Raw genomic sequence first — 20,198 nt, forward strand, 5'->3', positions numbered from 1 at the left:
TATATAATTTAATGAAGTGATGTAAGAAATGTTGAGGTTATTTTCTAATATTGTAGAAATTATTATTAAGGTAATAGAAAATTATTCTCGTAAAATAATTAGGCAGAATAATGCATTATCCTCTTATTTTAGTTGTGTCCACCCATTAAAGAAATCAACATAGGGAAATTAAATACCATGAAAGGTCATCCAGAAATTATCAAGCAGCTCAATGAAGCCCTTGCTCTTGAGATTAGTGCCGTTAATCAATATCAATTGCATTCTTGCCTGACAGAAAGTTGGGGTTATACAAGGTTAGCTGAAATAGAACGTAAAGAAGCTACAGAAGAAATGAAACATGTAGATAGAATTGTTAAGCGTGTAACTTTTCTTGAAGGGCACCCTAACCTCGAATTCCCTGCGCCATTGCGTATTGGAAAAAACCTTAGAGAAGTTTTAGAATATGATCTTAAAAGTGAGTATGATGCTCGAGAATCCTACCTTAAGTCGCGCGAGATTTGTTCTAAGCTCTCTGACCATGTTTCAAAGAAGTTATTCGATGAATTGCTTGAAGATGAAGAGAATCATATTGATTTTCTTGAAACTCAGATTCAACTTCTTAACACTATTGGAGAAGAAAGATACAGTCAGCTTAGTGTGAGCTTTTCTGAATTAGAATAAAATTGCCTTTAATGTATTTTCATAAAACTAGCTGTTACGTTAGAATGTTTTTGAAATATAACTTTATTTTAGAGTTTCTAAAATAGAGTTATATTTTTTTGATACGATCGTTCCGTGACCTTTGAGAATTTTGTCTATGTATGTTCCAAGGTCTATGAAACCCATTAGAAGACCAAATAATATTTCCGCTTTTAGTCATTATAACACTTCCTCGTGATAGTAATTGTTGAAGTGTAAATGTTATAGGTGTAATCTTATCGCATATTTGGTTTTTTATTGTAGATGCTTCAATTACGATATCTGCGGTTATACACTGATCTGTTTTCCCATGTAAAACAGCAACTTTTAATTTGTTTTCTAAAAAAGCTGTACAAATATTATCATTACAAATAAATTGTCCGTTGAGTGATGGACCACTTTCTGTTGGTTTTATAGCATTTTGCGCGTGGAATGAATTTTCCCATATAGATAGTGTAAACTTAGAGGCATAATAACGATCAATATATAATTTTCTTTCATTTATGATCCCCACAAGGCTCATATTATTTGCTATGATTAGTTGCACGGGTGAAGACACCATACAAACAAAAATACCTATAAAAATAAAAATACTAAAAAAGAATCTGATAGGTGTTTTGAAAAAGGTAAGACCAACTAAGCCTAAGCTTAATAAAACCAATGCAGATAATGGCATAAATCCAGGATGAAAAGCAGGAGAAATAGCTGTTACAGCATAAGCAATTTTCGTTACAAGAGAGATACCAAAACCCATAATCTGTAGTGGCAACCATTCAAGCCCCACAAGCATTGCAAATGCTGCTATTAACCCAAATGGCATAACAAAAATGAAGACAATAGGTAATGCTAAAATATTACTGATCATGCCAAGTGGTGCTACATTTGCAAAATGGTAAGCAGCGTAAATTCCACTAGCAGAGCCTGCCACAAGTGAAGATACGCAGATTGAAATAAGTGGTGCAAAAACAAGACGAAGTACTCCACCTCCAACATAAGAAGGTGTCGTTCTTCCTGTATAAGAAGATCGCCTTTCACTCCACCAACCAAAAACGGCAATCAAAGCTGCGGTTGCAGAAAATGACATTTGAAAACTGGGACTTAATATCGCATGTGGAATAGTAGCTACAGTTACCAAACCAGCAATAGCGAAATTGCGCATTGTCACAGCAGAACGATTACACAATACAGCAATCAACAGAACAGAAACCATCACAAAGCTTCTTTGCGCCGCTATATTCATGCCAGATAACACCAAATAAAAAGCTGTTATTATTAATGCAACGACAGCAGCAAATTTCTTAGCTGAATAATAAGATGAAAAATTAGGAAAAAGCGCTAAAAAACTACGAATAACGATAAGAACCATACCGCTAAGTAGAGCCATATGCAAACCTGATATTGACAAAATATGAGCTAACCCAGCTACACGCAATGCTTTATTAGTTTCCTTTGAAATACCACCCCTTTGCCCAGTTATCAAAGCAGCAGCAATTTGTCCTTCCTCTCCGCCAATTGCTGTATTGATTTTTTGAGTCATTACTATTCGTAAATTTTCAATTTTTTGTAAAACTCTATCTAATATTGTATCGGGGTGTGTAACTGATATCTTAATTGGTTTTCCAAGATAAATTCCATGAGCACCAATTCTTTTAAAATAATTATGGAAACTAAAATCATAACTTCCTGGACGAACAGGCCCAGATAAAGCACGAAGCCTTACTTTCCCATATAATCCATCACCGGAAGCTAATCCATCTGGCAAATGTTTTGCTATTAAACGAACACGATCAGGTGCATGACGTAATATTGGTTTTTCTGTGTTTAAGACATCTACATTTAAGCGGAATCCTCCTTTTTCTATTGGTTCTATAGAAACAATTCTCCCTGTTAATGTAGTGGAAACATCGCTGTCCAACATTGTTGTAGACATACGCCAGGTTTCTATCTTTGCTGCTAAAGCACCCAATATAATACAAAATAAAAAACCAGTTATGAGCCACATTTCTCGATAACGGCGTAAAATATACAACACTCCAAGAAATGTACTAATCAATATAATAAATAGCTTCCAACTTGGTTCTCTATCCAAATTGAAATAAAAAATAACACCTGTGGAAAAAAATATTAAAATTAGTAAGAAAGGCAGTCCAAAAGAAATTTCCTTTTGTATGCAGTCTGTCAACCATTTCCAGAAGATAATTATATTTTCTTTTAAAAATGTGAGTAAATAAATGCTTTGCCTAGTACAAATGATATTATCTGCACTATTACGAATAGAAAGATCATCCTGTTGTATTAGATCCAAACTTTTCTCTTTCGAGAAGCTTCTCCTTGATAGACTATCATTAACTTTATTTGGACCTAACATCCGCAAATCCCCACTTTACTCGCAATGCGGCTATTGCACACCCTATTGGCTATGCTAACATAATCTTTTAGTAAAGTCCCAGAAATAACATCTTAATCAAAGGATATATCCGTGCCTGTTATCACCCGTTTTGCCCCCTCACCCACAGGTTTTCTTCATATTGGTAGCGCCCGCACTGCTCTGTTTAACTGGCTTTATGCAAAACATAACGGTGGCAAAATGCTTCTACGTATTGAAGATACAGATCGAGAACGCTCAACAGAAGCAGCAGTTAAAGCTATTATAGATGGTTTGCACTGGATGGGACTCAATTATGATGGAGTTCCTATCTCACAATTTGAACGAGCAGAACGCCATCGTCAAATTGCTGAACAATTAGTTAAAGATGGCAAAGCTTATTATTGCTATGCTTCACCTGAAGAATTAGCTGAAATGCGTGAAATTGCTCGTGCAGAAGGCCGACCACCACGTTATGATGGGCGTTGGCGCAACCGTGATGCATCTGAAGCTCCCAAAGGGATTAAGCCTGTTATTCGCATTAAAGCACCACAAGATGGTGAAACAATTTTACACGATCGCGTTCAGGGGGATATTCGTTTCCCTAACAAAGATCTGGATGACTTTATCATTTTACGTTCTGATGGCACCCCAACCTACATGCATGCCGTTGTTGTTGATGATCATGATATGGAAATAACACATATTATTCGGGGGGACGATCATCTCACCAATGCAGCCCGTCAAACAATTATCTACAATGCAATGGGATGGGATATCCCCATTATGGCGCATATTCCACTTATTCATGGTGAAAATGGTGCAAAATTATCAAAGAGACATGGTGCATTAGGTGTCGAGGCCTATCGAGCAATGGGATATCTTCCTGATGCTTTACGTAATTATCTTGTTCGTTTAGGCTGGAGCCATGGCAATGATGAACTTATCTCTACAGAAGATATGATTTCTTGGTTTGATATTAATGATATTAACAAAGGTGCTGCTCGTTTTGATTTCAAAAAACTAGATGCCATTAATGGACATTACATTCGTATGAGCAACGATCAAAGCCTTTTTGATGCAACTCTTAGTATTTTGCCAGAAATTGAAGGCGGTTTAGAAATCATGAAAAAACTTGATGAACACAAACGTGTCCAATTTCTAACTGCAATACCAAATTTAAAAAAACGTTCGAAAACACTGCTTGAGCTTATCAATGGTGCCTCCTTTATCTTTACACAACGACCATTACCTCTCGATGAAAAAGCCAAAATACTTTTAAATGAAAATGGTCGAACCATTTTAAAAGGAGTCTATTTTGCCTTAAAAACTTGCTCCCATTGGAATTCAGAAACGCTGGACGAAACTCTTCGAAACTATGCACAAACACAACAGCTCAAATTTGGAGATGTTGCCCAACCTTTGCGAGCAGCTCTTACAGGATGTGCATCATCCCCTGGGGTTTTTGATGTTCTTATTCTATTGGGACGAGACGAATCTCTCAATCGTATTAATGACCAAATTATTTTATCTGAATGTTAATTCATATGAATACAAACATAGTGGACACAATAAAGATCGAAAGTACAAATGCCTTAATGCAAAATGAAATTATTTTTTAACTTTAAAAATTGAAATACATATTTATAAAACTGAAAATAAAAATATTTTTAGATTGCATAAACTAACTTTTAGAGTAAATCTATTCTTAATATAAGTAGGAAAATCTTTAACTATATACCTCCTTATCCGACAAAGCGGCGTCTCAACTTCAGAGATGAAGGATCTGAAAGGAATATTTAATGTCTGAGAATAAAGCATATATTATCGTAAATGATAAAAAAATAGAACTGCCAGTGCATAAAGGAACCATTGGGCCTGATGTAATTGAAATTACTTCTCTTTATAAAGAAACTGATAGTTTTACTTATGATCCTGGGTTTACCTCAACCGCTTCTTGTGAATCAAAAATTACTTATATTGATGGCGATGAAGGAGTATTACTTTACCACGGTTACTCTATCGACCAATTAGCTGAAAATGGAGACTTCCTCGAAGTATGTTATCTTTTACTTTACGGTGAATTGCCAACTAAACAAGAAAAAGATGATTTTGATCGCCGGATTATGCACCATACAATGGTGCACGAACAATTTTCACGTTTTTTCCATGGATTCCGTCGTGATTCTCACCCTATGGCAGTTATGGTTGCTTGTCTTGGAGCCATGTCTGCTTTTTATCATGACTCCATTGATATTACAGATGCAAAACAAAGAATGATCGCTTCTATTCGTCTTATTGCAAAAGTTCCAACTCTTGCTGCTATGGCTTATAAATACAGCATTGGACAACCTTTTGTTTATCCACGTAACGACCTTGGTTATGCTGCAAATTTCCTTCACATGTGCTTTTCTGTTCCTTGTGAAGAATACAAAGTTAATCCAGTTCTTGCGCGAGCTATGGACCGAATCTTCACTTTGCATGCAGATCATGAACAAAACGCATCCACATCAACCGTACGTCTGGCAGGTTCATCAGGAGCAAACCCGTTTGCGTGTATTGCAGCAGGTGTTGCGTGCCTTTGGGGGCCAGCCCATGGTGGTGCTAATGAAGCATGCTTAAAAATGCTGCAAGAAATAGGTTCTATTGAAAAAATTCCTGAATTTATCGCACGTGCAAAAGATAAAAATGATCCTTTCCGTCTTATGGGTTTTGGCCACAGAGTTTATAAAAATTACGATCCACGTGCAAAACTTATGCAAAAAACCTGCCATGAAGTTTTAAAAGAACTAAATATTAAAGATGATCCACTTCTTGACATTGCTATGGAGCTTGAAAAAATTGCCTTAAGTGATGAATACTTTATTGAAAAAAAGCTTTATCCTAATGTTGATTTCTATTCTGGAATTACATTAAAAGCTCTAGGCTTTCCTACTGAAATGTTTACTGTTCTTTTTGCATTGGCACGTAGTGTTGGTTGGGTTGCACAATGGAAAGAAATGATTGAAGATCCAGCGCAAAAAATTGGACGCCCGCGCCAACTTTATACAGGTCGTGCTGCACGTAAATATGTTTCTTTAAATGAGAGATAAACTTAAACAATAAAAAACTAACCAATAAAGCCTCAATTTACTGAGGCTTTATTTTTGAATATTAAAGATTTTATAATTGCTCAAACAACATTAAGGCCGAAATAGCTACCGAACTTTAATTAAAAATCTTTTTGCAAAAGTATAATACCATTGTTGAAATCATACTCGCTCTACGTCATAAAATAACAGATTTTAACTATTTCAGATCAACAATTTATACCACTGTAGATTTATTATAATATGTATTTTAACACACTGATATTTAACAGAGAAAATAAAAACTCTCATGATAAATATTTTATACTCGTAACAAAGCAAATACCAATAAATTTTTGCATTGCTCTCAATAGAGTTTACAGATTATAAAAATATGTGATGATTTGACATCTTGCTATGCATTCAACAGGAGAACATAATGAAATTATTATCAATAATTCTTATGGTAAGTGTAACGCTATTTACCCAATTGGTGAATGCTAAAACATTGAAAATTGCAACTGAAGGTTCTTATCCCCCTTTTAGTTATATTGATTCAAATAATAAACTTCAGGGGTTTGATATTGATATATCTTATGCACTTTGCGAAAAAATGAATGTTGAATGCTCAATCATTCTTCAAGATTTTGATGGAATCATCCCCGGTCTTCTTGCAAAAAAATATGATGCTATCATTGCATCCCTCGCTCCTACACAAGAGCGATTACAAAAAATTGACTTCACAGATGCTTACTATAGAACAGCATTAGCTGTAATTATTCCTAAAGATTCACAGATTAAAGAAATTTCAGCGGAAGCATTTAAAGGCAAAAATCTTGGTGTACAATCAAATACGACACAATCTATGTATGCAGAAGATAATTATGCCTCTAAAGGAGTGAATATTAAACTCTATCCTACAGCAATAGAAGTAAATCGTGACCTTTTAAGTCATCGCCTTGATGTTGTTATTCTTGATAAACTACAAATATTAAGCTGGCTTGAAAATGAAGGGAAAGAATGTTGCCGACTTTTGGGAAGCATTGAAGAAACACAACTGCCCATTGCTATTGGCATACGTCAAAACAATGATGACCTTAAAAACAAGTTTAATGAAGCTATAAAGGAAATCCGTATGGATGGAACATATGATAAAATTAGAAAAAAATATTTTGAGGTTGATATTTATTAAAAAATGGACATTGAATCCACTATTTATACTTCCAGAAAATAATTATCCATACCTTTATTAGGAGCACAGAAATGATCGAAAATTTGGCATTGCTATCACTTAGCAATGGGGGGTGGGGTGTGGTTATACTTTCTAGTGCAGGAATAACACTGTCATTAGCTTTATGTAGTGTACTTTTAGGACTTCCTTTAGGTCTCCTAAATGCAGTGATGATTCAATCTAATATCAAGATATTTAAAGTTATAGCTACTCTATTTTCATCAGTATTTCGTGGATTACCAGAACTTTTAACCTTATTTCTTGTTTACCACGGTTTACAAAATCTGATCCAAGCTATATTTAACTATTTTTATATTGAAACAACATTTAGCATTAACGCTTTTACCGCTGGTGTTCTTGCACTGAGTATGGTTTTTGCAGCTTTTTCTTGTGAAGTTTGGCTTGGAGCATTCAAAATTTTTGATAAAGGTCAATATGAAGCAGCTAAAGCTTTAGGTTTTTCGTGTTTTACTACATTTTTTCGGATTGTTTTTCCTCAGCTCACTCGCAATGCCTTACCAGGGCTTTCCAACACTTGGCTTACTTTGCTCAAAGATACATCTCTTGTTTCAACTATCTCACTGGTCGATCTAATGCGACAAACTAATTTAGCAGTTGCTGCAACCAATAAACCCATGTTTTTTTATTTTGTAGCGTGTTTACTCTATTTATTATTTTCAGCAGTTTCTTCTACAATCCTACGTTATTTAGAAACATACACTCAAACAGCCTATCAAAAGGTCTAATCTGATGTTTCCTGAGTGGCTCCATTTTCCTTTAAATACTGAATTCCTAAGCCATTACGGCCCAAGATTCATTGATGGCCTTATTATTACTCTTGAGCTAACTTTTATTTCTTGCTTTATTGGCTTTTTTCTTGGGATACTTATTACGCTTGCACATCTATCAAGCAATAAGCCCTTACAGTATTTATCACGTGCTTATACCTATTTTTTCCGTGGTTCTCCTTTATTGGCGCAATTATTCCTTTTTTATTATGGCCTTGGATCGATGAGCGACTTTTGGCAAAAAATCGGTTTATGGTGGTTTTTTCAAAGCGCATGGTATTGTTGTCTTTTCATTTTTGCGCTCAATTCAGCTGCATATCAGGCTAAAATCTTTATAGGAAGTTTTCAATCTGTAGCAACTGGGCAACATGAAGCATCAAAAGCTTTAGGGCTGAGTAATTTTACAACATTTTTTAGAATTCTCATTCCTCAAGCAATGATTCTAGCATTACGCCCCTTAGGAAATGAGTTTATTTTAATAATTAAATCCAGCGCTATAGCTTCATTAGTAACTATTTATGATCTAATGGGTATTGCTAAACTAATTTATGCACGCACATTTGATTTCCAAGTTTATGTTTGGGTTGCTATTATTTATCTTTTTATCGTTGAGCTTATTCATGGTTTTATCGTTCTTATCGAACGCCGTCTAACCCGACATTTACGTTAAATGAAACATGGCACAAAATTTTTCACCTAACCTAAGATGCTAAATGAATTGAGTAATGCATCAATAAGAGAACCCAATAAAATGAATCTGGAAAATAAAAAGAATAAACCTGTAAATACCGCTAAAGATCCAATTATTTCTATTCAACATTTAAATAAATGGTATGGAACCTTTCAGGTATTACATGATATCAATCTGCATGTAGAAACTGGTGAACGTATTGTTATTTGTGGCCCTTCTGGATCAGGAAAATCAACTTTAATCCGTTGTATTAATCAATTGGAAAAAGCACAAGAAGGCTCAATTCGCATTCATGATGTTGATATTCATACTGCTCCCATACAACAACAAAAAGCTGTCCTACGTACAATAGGAATGGTCTTTCAGAACTTTAACTTGTTTCCTCATATGACTGTTATACAAAATTGTATTTTAGCACCTATGACAGTTCAAGGGCTTTCTAAAAAACAAGCAAAAGAACGAGCAATTCGTTACCTTACACACGTTGGTATTGAAAAACATTGTGACAAATATCCTTTACAACTATCTGGCGGACAACAGCAACGCGTTGCTATTGCTCGTGCACTTTGTATGGAACCTAAAGTGATGCTCTTCGATGAGCCAACATCAGCGCTTGATCCAGAAAGTGTGGGAGAAGTTTTAGAGGTTATGGCTCAACTAGCAAATACAGGGATAACGATGCTCTGTGTTACTCATGAAATGAATTTTGCCCGTGAAGTTTCAGAAAGAATACTTTTTTTAGAAAACGGGAAAATTATTGAAGATACAGCATCTAATATATTTTTTACTAACCCTAAAAGCCAACGTGCTCGTGAATTTCTTGCTAAAATTAAACATTAATTATTAGCACTATTTTATCTACACTTCTAAATGCCCCGATTTTTTCTTGAGAAAGTTTGTGATCACTTGAGCTGCGATAACTCCTGATGGCAACTCGGTTTTCATTTTTTCTTCTATCATATCAAAAGCATCTAACTGCGCTTGTCGTAATAAACGATTATACAAAAGTTGCTCTATCTGTCTTGCTAACATACCAGGTCGCAAAAATTCATTGAAATATTCTGGAACAACAGGTTTATCAGCAATAATATTTGGAAGAGCAGCGCTCCATAATGTTATCTTTGGAAAAATGAATAATTTAGACAAATAATCAAGTTTATAACAAAGTACCATTGGAATTCTTGCTAAAGCTAATTCAAGGGATACCGTCCCAAGTGCTGCAAGAGCAACATTAGCATCCATAAAAGCACGCCATTTCGCATCTTCACCAGCAACAATCTCAACTTCGTTTTTCCAAGCTTGCGTTAAAAAACGAACTTCATCCATCAAACGTGGTAAAGTCAATACAACAATCTTTAAATTAGGGATGCGTTGTTTAATAATCTCCACTGTTCTTCCAAAAATAGGCATTAAACAACGAATTTCCGAACTGCGTGATCCCGGCAAAACAATCATTGTAGGTAGTGATGCCTGTTTAAAAGGCAAACGTTTTTTTTCTGATTGAACAGTCAAGAGCGGTGGGTAAGTTAAAAGACGATGCCCAACATAGGTAGTAGGTGGCCCTTCTAAATCCCTCATAATATTTTTTTCAAAAGGAAAAACAGCTAAAATATGATCAACAAATTTGCGTATAGCTTTTGCACGTTCCGGTCGCCATGCCCAAACAGTTGGTGCAACATATTTAATAATAGGAATAGAAGGCGCTAAAATGCGCACCTTTTTTGCAACACGATGGGTAAAATCAGGGCTATCAATAATAATTAAACAATCAGGTTTTTCCCGTGCAATAAATTTGGATAAATTATGAATATGTGCCAATAATAATGGCATTTTTTTTAATACCGCCCCCAAACCTATTAAAGCGAGATCATCAGAATTAAAAACACTTTTTAAGCCTAGTGCTTTTAAATGCCTGCCCCCAACACCAATTAAATGAATATCACGCCCTGTCTTATAAGATAAAGAAGAAATCAAATCTGCTCCGAGTAAATCACCAGATTCTTCGCCTGCAATAATAGCAATTTTAAAAGAACGATCATTCATCATCAAACTTTTCAAATGTTTCTATAAACAACGAATGCTTGTTAGCTTCCTCTATTGTTTCTCTTAAAGACAATATCAAACTTCTATTTACCTCTACTGCAATGCCAGCTAATCCACTTTTTGCAACATTAATTACTGTTGTAGGCCCAATTGATGGCAAATCAACCCGATGATCTTGTTGTGGCTTTGCCGACTTGACAAGAACACCACCTTTTAACGGAATTTGCTTTTTTTCTCGCATTTCATGGACCCGCCGCAACATACCATCGGTTCCTTCTGCACCCTCTAATGCAACAATTCGGCCATTAATAGCTACAGCTGCTTGTCCAACATCTAATTGACCTAAAAGTTTTGTTGCCTTAGCCGCTAATTGAATATCCACATTTTCCTTTTGAGTAGCGCGACGCGATGTTAAATTAAATTCTATCGGAGCTAATAGATCTGGTAGCACTTCATGAGCACCAATAACTTGAAAGCCATGCGCTTCAATAACGTGTATACAAGCTTTCAATAATGAATCATCCCCACTCCCTAATGCCTTAAACAACTTAGGTAAAGCCAATAAAGTTGTCCAATCAGGTCGTAATTGTAAAAGATTCGGCCGCTTTTTTACACCACCTGCCAAAATAACATTGCAAATCGCAGCTTTTTTTAAAGTCTTAAACAACCGCGCTAACTCTCCAATCGATAGCTCGCAATGTTCATAATTATATAATGCAGCATCTGCTTCACCACGCAAAAGTACAAGAAAAGGCTTTTGTCCTGTTTCTTCAAGTGCCCGAGCAACAGTAACGGGTAAAATACCATTCCCCGCTATGATGGCAACTCTGCCAGAAAGAAAACTGCTGGTACCGGAAAAAGACATTTTTAACTCTTATTTGAGCTCATTGTATCACTTTCAAATCGAGGTGTACAATAAAAGCGTTTTCCTCCTTCTTGAATAAAATTAACTATATCAATTACAGATTGAAATGTAGAATAAGAAGAAAAAACATCATTCACGCGTTCTTTAAGTGGTTTATAATGATCAAAAAGCATATTAACTGCATGACGTAATGTATGAATTTCTTTACGTTTAAAACCGGCGCGTTTCATACCGACAATATTTAATCCCGCAAATTTTGCCTGTACACCAACAGCCATCCCATAGGGAATTAGATCACCAACCAATGCAGATACACCGCCAACAAATGCATGATGCCCAATACGAACAAACTGATGAACACCAGAACCACCACCGATAATAACATAATCGCCAACTGTAACGTGACCACCGATCATCGCATTATTTGCAAATGTTACACAATTTCCTACATGGCAATCATGTGCAACGTGTGCATAAGCAAAAAATTGACAATCATTACCAACAATCGTGGTACCTATACTTGAATCAGACCCCCTATGCATTGTTACACCTTCACGAATTGTGCAATTTCTACCAATAGAAAGCGTTGTATCACCACCTTTATGTTTATTATTTTGTGGATCTCCACCTAAAATTGCATGTGGAAACACTTTACTATTAGCACCCAACGTTGTCTTTCCCATTATTACAACGTGACTCATCAAATTGCATCCATCGCCAATAACAGCTTTGGGACCAATATGACAAAATGGTCCAATTGACACATGCTCACCAAGCTGTGCTCCCTCCTCTACAAAGGCAGTCGGATGAATTTTTGTACCAGACATTTTTAAACCCCTATTTCATTGTTTGCTCTGATTCGACAATCATTGCAGAAACTTCTGCTTCAGAAACGCGAATACCATCTACTTCTGCAACACATGAAAAACGTCTAACACCGGATCGCTTTTTTAACAGTTGAACATGAAGCTTTAATTGATCACCAGGTACAACTGGTTTACGAAATTTTGCATTATCAACAGTCATAAGGTAAACTAAGCCTGTTTTTTTTTCATCTAATTTTAAAAGTGAAATAGCTCCTGCTGTTTGCGCCATAGCTTCTAAAATTAAAACACCAGGCATAACTGGTTTTTCAGGAAAATGCCCCATAAAATAGGGTTCATTAATTGTCACATTTTTAATACCAATAGCTTTTTGATCGCCATCAATTTCAATGATACGATCAATCAATAAAAACGGATAACGATGCGGTAATATTGACAGTAATTTATCAATATCCACAGTTTCTAGACTTTTGATCTCTCCTGTGTTGATCATATCAACGTTTCTCCCTTTTGACTTTACCAATACTACGCAGTGCCGCCACTTCACGAAACCACTGTTTAAATGGTCGTGCTGGAATACCACCCCATTTTTCACCATCTGGAATATCATTCATGACGCCACTGCCAGCAGCAATTTGAACACATTCACCTATCGCGATATGATCTGCAACTCCAACACTTCCACCAAGCCGAGACATATCGCCTATAGATGTACTTCCAGCAATCCCACATTGAGCAGCAATAAGGCAATAACGACCAATTTTTACATTATGAGCAATTTGTACTAGATTATCGACTTTGCTTCCCTCACCAATAATTGTATCTTCAAGTGTTCCGCGATCAATCGTTGTATTTGCACCAATTTCTACATCATCTTGAATGATCACACGACCAAGATGTGGAATTTTTCCAATTCCAGCAACACCATTAACATAGCCAAAACCATCCTGCCCAACACAAACACCAGGATAAAGATAAACCCTATCACCTATTAAAGAGTACTGAACTGTAACCTTAGGAGCAATATAACATTCACGTCCAATACGGCAATTTTCTCCAATAACAGCAGTTGATGAAACAAGTGTACCCGAACCAATTTCAACATTTTTACCAATAACAGCCCCAGCTTCAACACACACATCGTGTTCAAGTTTAGCGCTTGGATGAATATATGCATGTGGTGAAATTTCTTTTTTACCAAGCCAAGGTATTGGCTTAACAGAATCAGGAAATAAAATACGTCCAATCTGAGCAAAATCACGTTGCGGTGTTGACGTCACTAAAATTGCAATAGATTTAGGAATTTTAAGAGCGATATCATTTTTACAAAAAACAGCAACTGCAGAACTTCCTAATAAAGCATCAGAAAATTTTTGATTCTCTATAAAAACAAGAGAACCTTCCTCAGCACTTTCAATAGAAGAAAGAGTATTTATAACTGTATTAGAAAACTCTAGATTAAGAAGTTTTGCACCCGTCAGCTCTGCAACATCAGCGACTGTCAACCGCCGAGAGGGCGTAAAAAAAAATGCACCCGCCATTACAAACACTCTTTCCTAGCCTATTTATTTCTTAATGAAATTTCCCCTCCTCCCAGAGAAAATTCAAATTAGAACTTAGTAGAAATACCAAACTCAAATTTCTGCACTTGATCACCTTTCTTCTGAGTTATTGGCCAAGCATAATTAATACGAAGAGGACCAAACGGGGATTCCCACATCAAACTAACACCCGCAGATGTACGCCACGCACTCCCTGTATCTGTAACCGGCATTTCATTTTCAAGAACAGGTTTATAGTTATGGCCATAGAGCGTTGCAGCATCTGCAAATATAGCACCACGGAAGCCTAAACTTTCAGGTACAACAGGTATAGGAAACTGTAATTCAGCAGTTGCATTCATATATGTTTTACCACCTAAGAAATATGCTTCACCACTATTAGAAACCTGACGAGGACCAATTCCGTTATATTTGAACCCTCTGATCATATCAGTATCACTTTTAAACATATCAAAGATACGGACACCATCTTTACCTATCGGATGAATATAACCACTACCAACAGAAAGCAGACTGACAAGATCCATCTCATCAGAAAGTGTCTTGTACATCATTGCTTTACCAGTTGTTTTTAAGAATTGAGCATTTCCACCTAGCCCTGCATATTCCTGCATAGCCCGAATGTATAAACCATCATGCGGATTATTCATATCATCAATAGAACTATAAGTTAAACCATAAACAATGGACGAACGCTTCCAAGGGCTATGCTTTGCAGCCTGAACAATTGCACCAGAATATTTGCCATATAATTCTGCTACGACATCATCATTAGTTAAATCATAACCTTTACCAAAATCATATTCTTCTTGCACATAAGAATAACCTACATTAGCAGATAATTGCTCAAAAATTGATACACCAAACCGGAGCGATCCCCCTGTTTGTCGTACATCATATGCATTATCAGCACGATAAGTACTACGGAAAATATCAACACCAGCAGACAAACGATAACCTAAGAAATGAGGCTCAACAAACGACAGATTATAATTACGAGACTTCTCTTGTCCAGCACCTAAACTCAATCGAACATATTGACCACGTCCACCAAGGTTGCGCTCGGTAACAGAAACCTCAAGAGACATACCTGGAGTATTACCCCCTGTTGTATAACCACCTGAAAAAGAAAGATCTCCTGTTGGAACCTCTACGACATCTACAACCAATACAACCTGATCAGATTCATCAGTTGGAACCATCGAAATATTAACCGCTTTGAAAAAACCTAAATTTTCTAGTCGACGTTTTGCTCGTTGTACTAACGTTTGATTATAAGCATCCCCCTCATTTAAATCAATTTCACGACGAATAACATAATCTCGAGTTTTTTCATTACCACGTATTTCAATCCGCTGAACATAAACCCGAGGACCTTGTTCAATATTATAGACAATCGAAATTGTACGATTTGCAAAATCACGATTTCCTCGTGGATCAACCTTAGCAAACGCATACCCAGAATCAGCAACTTTATTATTAATAATTGCAACAGATTTCTCAATATACGCCGCGTTATAAATAATACCTGGACGGGTTTTAAGTGCTTCTTTTATAAATTGGGTATTAATCCCCTCAATATCACTTTCAACTTGAACATCGCCAATTTTATAGCGTTCCCCTTCATCAAGAATGAAATTAATTTTGTAACTATTACTCTTTTCATCAAAAACTACTTTAGATGAAACAATCCGAAAATCTGCATAACCACGATTATAATAAAAACGACGCAATGCCTCTTCATCTGCGGCTAAACGCTCCTCATTATAAACATCACCTCTCAGCAATAATGAGAATATTCCTGAAGGTCTTGTTGAAATGACATCGCGCAAACGGCGTGTTGGAAATGTATTATTTCCTTCAAATGTAATATCGGCAATTTTCGTCTTCTGACCTTCAACAACGTTGAAAACTACATTCACACGCCCTTTCCCTAAATCAATAGTCTGAGCTGTGACTGCAACATTCTTTCGACCAACAGTGCTATAAGCCTCACGAATTATCCTTATATCAGCTGAAAGCTTAGCAGAACTAAAAGTTTCATTTGGTTTCAAAGAAATAAAACGTTTAAGATCAGGATCTTTGAGTGTTTTATTACCTTGAAACAATACCTGATTAACTACTTCATATTCTTTAACTGCAACAATCAGCTTATTACCCACTTGGTTTATTTTAATATCATAAAATAAACCTAATGCAAAAAGACGTTTCACTGCAGCATCAATATCGTCACTCGCTAAACTTTTTCCAATTACAATTTGTATGTTATCCCGAATTATTTGAGCATCCACAAATTTATTACCATGAACCTCAATAGAATGAACGACAGACGCCTGTGCTTTTTCAACCATCGAAATTGACGTAACGGCTACCGTTGGAGCAACTACAACCATAGCTAACACCAACATAGATGCTGCGTTAAGAAGTTTCGAATTCGTAGTCATTAGTTTTTTTACCTTAATCTTTTTCTTTAAACATGACGTCTCAAAAAATATGTATAAAATAACTTTTTATTCAACGAGACTCTCATGTTCTATCCACTTATTTTTACTGACTATAGCATAAACAACGCCATAATATTTTGCAGATATAGTAAATCTATGGATATGGTAAACAGCTTTTAATCTCCATTTCTTTTACCATTATCTAATTTATAAAGCATTTTCCATAATTTAATAACCAAACCAACAAAAATAATCATTAAATAGTGCAAAAATCATAAATATGAACACAACAAAGAAACCTATGTAGAAAATGATTTCCTGAATTTTAATTGGCACTCGTCTTCCAGCAACAGCCTCAATGACATAAAATAATAAATGCCCACCATCAAGCGGAGGAATTGGAAAAAGGTTAATCAAACCAATGCCAATTGAAAGAAAAGCTGTAAAATTTAAAAGAGAGATAAATCCTGACTCACTAATCTGCCAAGCAATCTTAACAGTTTTAGAAGGGCCACTTAACTGACAACGATCTCCTTGCCCCTCCATTAAACGACTAACAAAAAAAACTGTTTGAGTAATGATAAACGCTGTGCGTTTTGACGCCTCTCTTACTGCTTCTAAAAGATTATAGTGAATATGTTTCTTATAAGCTTGATCCAAACGCATAGGATTAACTGGATCAACAGGTGCTCCCACACCGATCATGCCTACCCGAACCCGATTGCCAAATCCATCATCCCTTTCAGTCATTGTTGGTGTAATAACTGCCTTAAACACTTGCCCCATACGTTCTAGTTTAAACTCTATGGGATCTTCACTATGAAAAGTCACATAAGTTATTAAATCTTCAAAACTTTCAACTCGCCTGCCATCCATTTCAACAAAACGATCACCTAATACCAAACCTGCTTGAATAGCAGGAGCATTTTCCACCAATGAGCCAACAACAGGTTCAATGGCGACGCGTCCATAAGAAAAGAAAAAAAATGTTAAAACAACAATACTAAAAAAAATATTAAATAAGGGACCTGCAAAAACAGTTGCTGCTCTTTTCCAAGCATGAGCACTCGCAAATGAACCACACACTTGGGGAAACGATTGTGATGACAGCATACTTGTTCCATCTTTATCCCCTACAAATTTCACATATCCTCCCAAGAGAATAAGTGCTAAACGCCACTGTGTACCATGTTTGTCTGTATAATTGAATATTTGTGGCCCAAACCCAAGCGAAAAAACTGATACCCTAATACCGCACCATCGCCCAATAAGATAATGTCCCATTTCATGTACAAAAATGATAACCATAATAACGAAAACAATACCTAGCCCCCTTAAAAACAAATCACCTACACTAAATATATGATGAAAAAATTCCAAAATACCCTCCCCCAATTTAAATCATATAAAAGAAGTTAAAAGGTGTGTTCATACCAGACATAAATGAACCAATAATATATAGAAGAAAAGCGGCACCAACTAAACCATCCATACGATCCATAAATCCGCCATGTCCAGGCAATAAAGAACTAGAGTCTTTAACAGAAAATCGCCTTTTCAGCCATGATTGCCCTAAATCGCTTATTTGTGAAATAATTGACAAAACTAAAGCAAGTAATGGCATAAAAAAATTTACTAGGCTTTTATCAAAGGCCCAAAAAGCAACTAATATACCACCCAAAATTCCGGCAAGTGTACCACTAACCGCTCCTGACCATGTTTTATTAGGCGAAAACCGCGACGCTAATTTGGGACCACGAAATGCACGACCTCCAAAATACGCAACAATATCTGTTCCCCATACGACCACAAATAAAAAAATAACCACCCAAAATCCTAATACTTCATGACCTCGTAAAAAGGATAGAGCCACCACAGGAACAGATGCATACAAAAAACCACAAAAAACCCAACCAATATTCTCAAGAGATCCAATACTTAACAGTGCTGCTAAAACTATTAAAACACCAAAGATCAATACAGCAGGTGCACTTAAAATTAAAAACAAACCAAAAACCAGATAAAAAATCCCGGCTAATATTTTTTGTAAAGTGCTCCATTTTTCTTTAGTAATATTAACCCATTCATAAAGGATGAAGCCTCCAATTCCCCACACAAATAAAAAAAATAAAACCCCTCCAAACCATGTCAAGCACAAAGCAATAGTGCCAAAAACAAAAGCTGTCAGAATACGAGAAACAAGATTAGACAAAACGATCTCCACATAATTCAAAAAGGGTATAAAACAAAAATCAACATGAGAAAATTTTCTACCCATGCGATATGTATATATTCATATTTTTTAAAGTTTTACCGACACTAATCACAAATTATTTCAGCATATTAAGTAGTGCCCATTAAACTAATAATCTTAAGTTACAGTCGCCTTAAAAGTTTGTTCATCAAAATCAAACAAAAATACAATTCAGAAACATACTGCCTGACACGAAAAATTAGAAAATTGTTATTCACTACTTTTGCAAATAATTAAATCAAGGCCCAACATCTGTTTCATATCCAGATCTTTTTTCTGCCAAACCATCTGTAATGTACTCAGGAGATCAAAAAAACATCAGAAACTAATCTGGACGAGATAACAGCGTGTTTAACTTATTTTATTGTACTCCCCGTTTAAAAGTAACGATAAGATTTAGACATTTAATATTGCGCTATATACTCTGTACTCACAAGCACTGCTAAAACACCTTATGAAAAACTTAATCGATTACCCATAATATAAGTACGAACATTCCCTATTATGCAGATCAATAAGACACACTTAATAAAAATTTTTAATAATTTTATCGAGAATTTAGTTAGTAACAGATGGCCTTATTTAATTTTCATATAAAAATACAAAAACTATCAACCATTTCAGACCTATCCTTCTTGCAGAGCATACAATACAATACAATAAATAAAGAACGTCTATTTTTGATGTTTTGTTATCAAAGTTAATTGTTATACGTGCCTATCAATTCTTTTCCATTCATAACAATGACGATATAATGCAGATATGACATTATTTTTTAACAAAATAAATTAAACTTGCATAATATCTGCTTCTTTCACACTCAAAATCTTATCGATATCTGTAATGGTTTCATCTGTAAGTTTTTGAACTTTTTCAGATAAATTACGGGATTCATCTTGGCTAATTTCACCTTCCTTTTCTAATTTTTTCAAATTATCCATACCATCACGACGAACATGACGAGCGGCAACACGAGCTTGTTCTGCATATTGATGTGCAATTTTTACGAGTTCCTTACGGCGTTCTTCATTTAATTCAGGTATAGGAATACGCAAATTCATACCATCTGTAATGGGATTGAAACCAAGGCCAGAATCGCGAATAGCGCGCTCAACAGCCCCTACCATTGTTTTATCCCATACAGAAACTGAAAGCATACGCGGCTCCGGAACAGAAATATTGGCAACCTGTTGTATAGGTACAGTAGAACCGTAAGCCTCAACTGTTAATGGCTCTAATAAACTGGCTGAAGCCCGCCCAGTTCGCAAACCACTCAATTCGTGTTTAAAAGCTGAAACTGCGCCATCCATGCGACGCTTCAGATCATCCATCATCGATGTAACATTCATATTTCTGTCTCCTTTAATTACGCCCTGAAAATTATT

General features: G+C 35.8%; 17 protein-coding genes. 7 read left to right on the forward strand and 10 right to left on the reverse strand.

Annotated elements, in window-relative coordinates; translation table 11 throughout:
* The first annotated feature begins 177 nt into the window (after positions 1-177).
* Positions 178-660, forward strand: a complete 483-nt coding sequence (bfr, locus tag GGR10_RS01015; protein ID WP_010703658.1) for a bacterioferritin — start codon at positions 178-180, stop codon at positions 658-660.
* 88 nt (positions 661-748) lie between these two features.
* Here bfr and GGR10_RS01020 read toward each other — a convergent pair whose 3' ends face one another.
* Positions 749-3,046: a ComEC/Rec2 family competence protein gene (locus GGR10_RS01020; protein ID WP_182479516.1), complete on the reverse strand. Its 2,298-nt coding sequence runs from the start codon at positions 3,044-3,046 to the stop codon at positions 749-751.
* 111 nt (positions 3,047-3,157) lie between these two features.
* Between GGR10_RS01020 and gltX the strand changes: the two genes are divergently transcribed.
* From gltX to GGR10_RS01050, 6 genes are all read left to right on the forward strand, one after another.
* A complete protein-coding gene (gene gltX / locus GGR10_RS01025; protein ID WP_182479517.1) occupies positions 3,158-4,585 on the forward strand; it encodes a glutamate--tRNA ligase in 1,428 nt (475 codons plus the stop codon).
* A gap of 260 nt (positions 4,586-4,845) precedes the next feature.
* Positions 4,846-6,135, forward strand: coding sequence for a citrate synthase (gltA, locus tag GGR10_RS01030; RefSeq protein ID WP_078689664.1), 1,290 nt, complete (start codon positions 4,846-4,848; stop codon positions 6,133-6,135).
* 415 nt (positions 6,136-6,550) lie between these two features.
* Complete coding sequence (locus GGR10_RS01035; protein ID WP_182479518.1) at positions 6,551-7,303, forward strand: transporter substrate-binding domain-containing protein; 753 nt, start codon at positions 6,551-6,553, stop codon at positions 7,301-7,303.
* Between the two features lie 71 nt (positions 7,304-7,374).
* Entirely contained in the window at positions 7,375-8,088 is a 714-nt protein-coding gene (locus GGR10_RS01040; protein WP_010703653.1) for an ABC transporter permease, read from the forward strand.
* Positions 8,089-8,092: 4 nt separating this feature from the next.
* The gene (locus GGR10_RS01045; RefSeq protein ID WP_182479519.1) at positions 8,093-8,800 is read left to right on the forward strand and encodes an ABC transporter permease; all 708 of its coding nucleotides are present in this window, start codon (positions 8,093-8,095) and stop codon (positions 8,798-8,800) included.
* A gap of 81 nt (positions 8,801-8,881) precedes the next feature.
* The gene (locus GGR10_RS01050) at positions 8,882-9,661 is read left to right on the forward strand and encodes an amino acid ABC transporter ATP-binding protein (RefSeq protein WP_182479520.1); all 780 of its coding nucleotides are present in this window, start codon (positions 8,882-8,884) and stop codon (positions 9,659-9,661) included.
* 18 nt (positions 9,662-9,679) lie between these two features.
* Here GGR10_RS01050 and lpxB read toward each other — a convergent pair whose 3' ends face one another.
* From lpxB to frr, 9 genes are all read right to left on the reverse strand, one after another.
* Entirely contained in the window at positions 9,680-10,864 is a 1,185-nt protein-coding gene (lpxB, locus tag GGR10_RS01055; RefSeq protein WP_182479741.1) for a lipid-A-disaccharide synthase, read from the reverse strand.
* Positions 10,857-11,729 carry an LpxI family protein gene (locus tag GGR10_RS01060; RefSeq protein WP_182479521.1) on the reverse strand — a complete coding sequence of 291 codons (873 nt, stop codon included), beginning with the start codon at positions 11,727-11,729 and terminating at the stop codon, positions 10,857-10,859. The genes lpxB and GGR10_RS01060 overlap by 8 nt, the downstream gene beginning before the upstream one ends.
* Positions 11,730-11,731: 2 nt before the next feature.
* Positions 11,732-12,556 carry an acyl-ACP--UDP-N-acetylglucosamine O-acyltransferase gene (gene lpxA / locus GGR10_RS01065; RefSeq protein WP_182479522.1) on the reverse strand — a complete coding sequence of 275 codons (825 nt, stop codon included), beginning with the start codon at positions 12,554-12,556 and terminating at the stop codon, positions 11,732-11,734.
* Between the two features lie 10 nt (positions 12,557-12,566).
* Entirely contained in the window at positions 12,567-13,046 is a 480-nt protein-coding gene (gene fabZ / locus GGR10_RS01070) for a 3-hydroxyacyl-ACP dehydratase FabZ (protein ID WP_182479523.1), read from the reverse strand.
* A gap of 1 nt (position 13,047) precedes the next feature.
* Positions 13,048-14,094, reverse strand: a complete 1,047-nt coding sequence (gene lpxD / locus GGR10_RS01075) for a UDP-3-O-(3-hydroxymyristoyl)glucosamine N-acyltransferase (RefSeq protein ID WP_182479524.1) — start codon at positions 14,092-14,094, stop codon at positions 13,048-13,050.
* Positions 14,095-14,162: 68 nt separating this feature from the next.
* Complete coding sequence (gene bamA, locus GGR10_RS01080) at positions 14,163-16,559, reverse strand: outer membrane protein assembly factor BamA (RefSeq protein ID WP_182479525.1); 2,397 nt, start codon at positions 16,557-16,559, stop codon at positions 14,163-14,165.
* A 228-nt stretch (positions 16,560-16,787) separates the two neighbouring features.
* A complete protein-coding gene (gene rseP / locus GGR10_RS01085) occupies positions 16,788-17,939 on the reverse strand; it encodes an RIP metalloprotease RseP (RefSeq protein ID WP_182479526.1) in 1,152 nt (383 codons plus the stop codon).
* A gap of 16 nt (positions 17,940-17,955) precedes the next feature.
* Positions 17,956-18,771, reverse strand: a complete 816-nt coding sequence (locus GGR10_RS01090) for a phosphatidate cytidylyltransferase (protein WP_182479527.1) — start codon at positions 18,769-18,771, stop codon at positions 17,956-17,958.
* Positions 18,772-19,601: 830 nt separating this feature from the next.
* Positions 19,602-20,162, reverse strand: a complete 561-nt coding sequence (gene frr / locus GGR10_RS01095) for a ribosome recycling factor (RefSeq protein ID WP_182479528.1) — start codon at positions 20,160-20,162, stop codon at positions 19,602-19,604.
* Positions 20,163-20,198 lie beyond the last annotated feature (36 nt).

It is taken from the genome of Bartonella chomelii (genome assembly GCF_014138465.1).
Classification (GTDB): domain Bacteria; phylum Pseudomonadota; class Alphaproteobacteria; order Rhizobiales; family Rhizobiaceae; genus Bartonella; species Bartonella schoenbuchensis.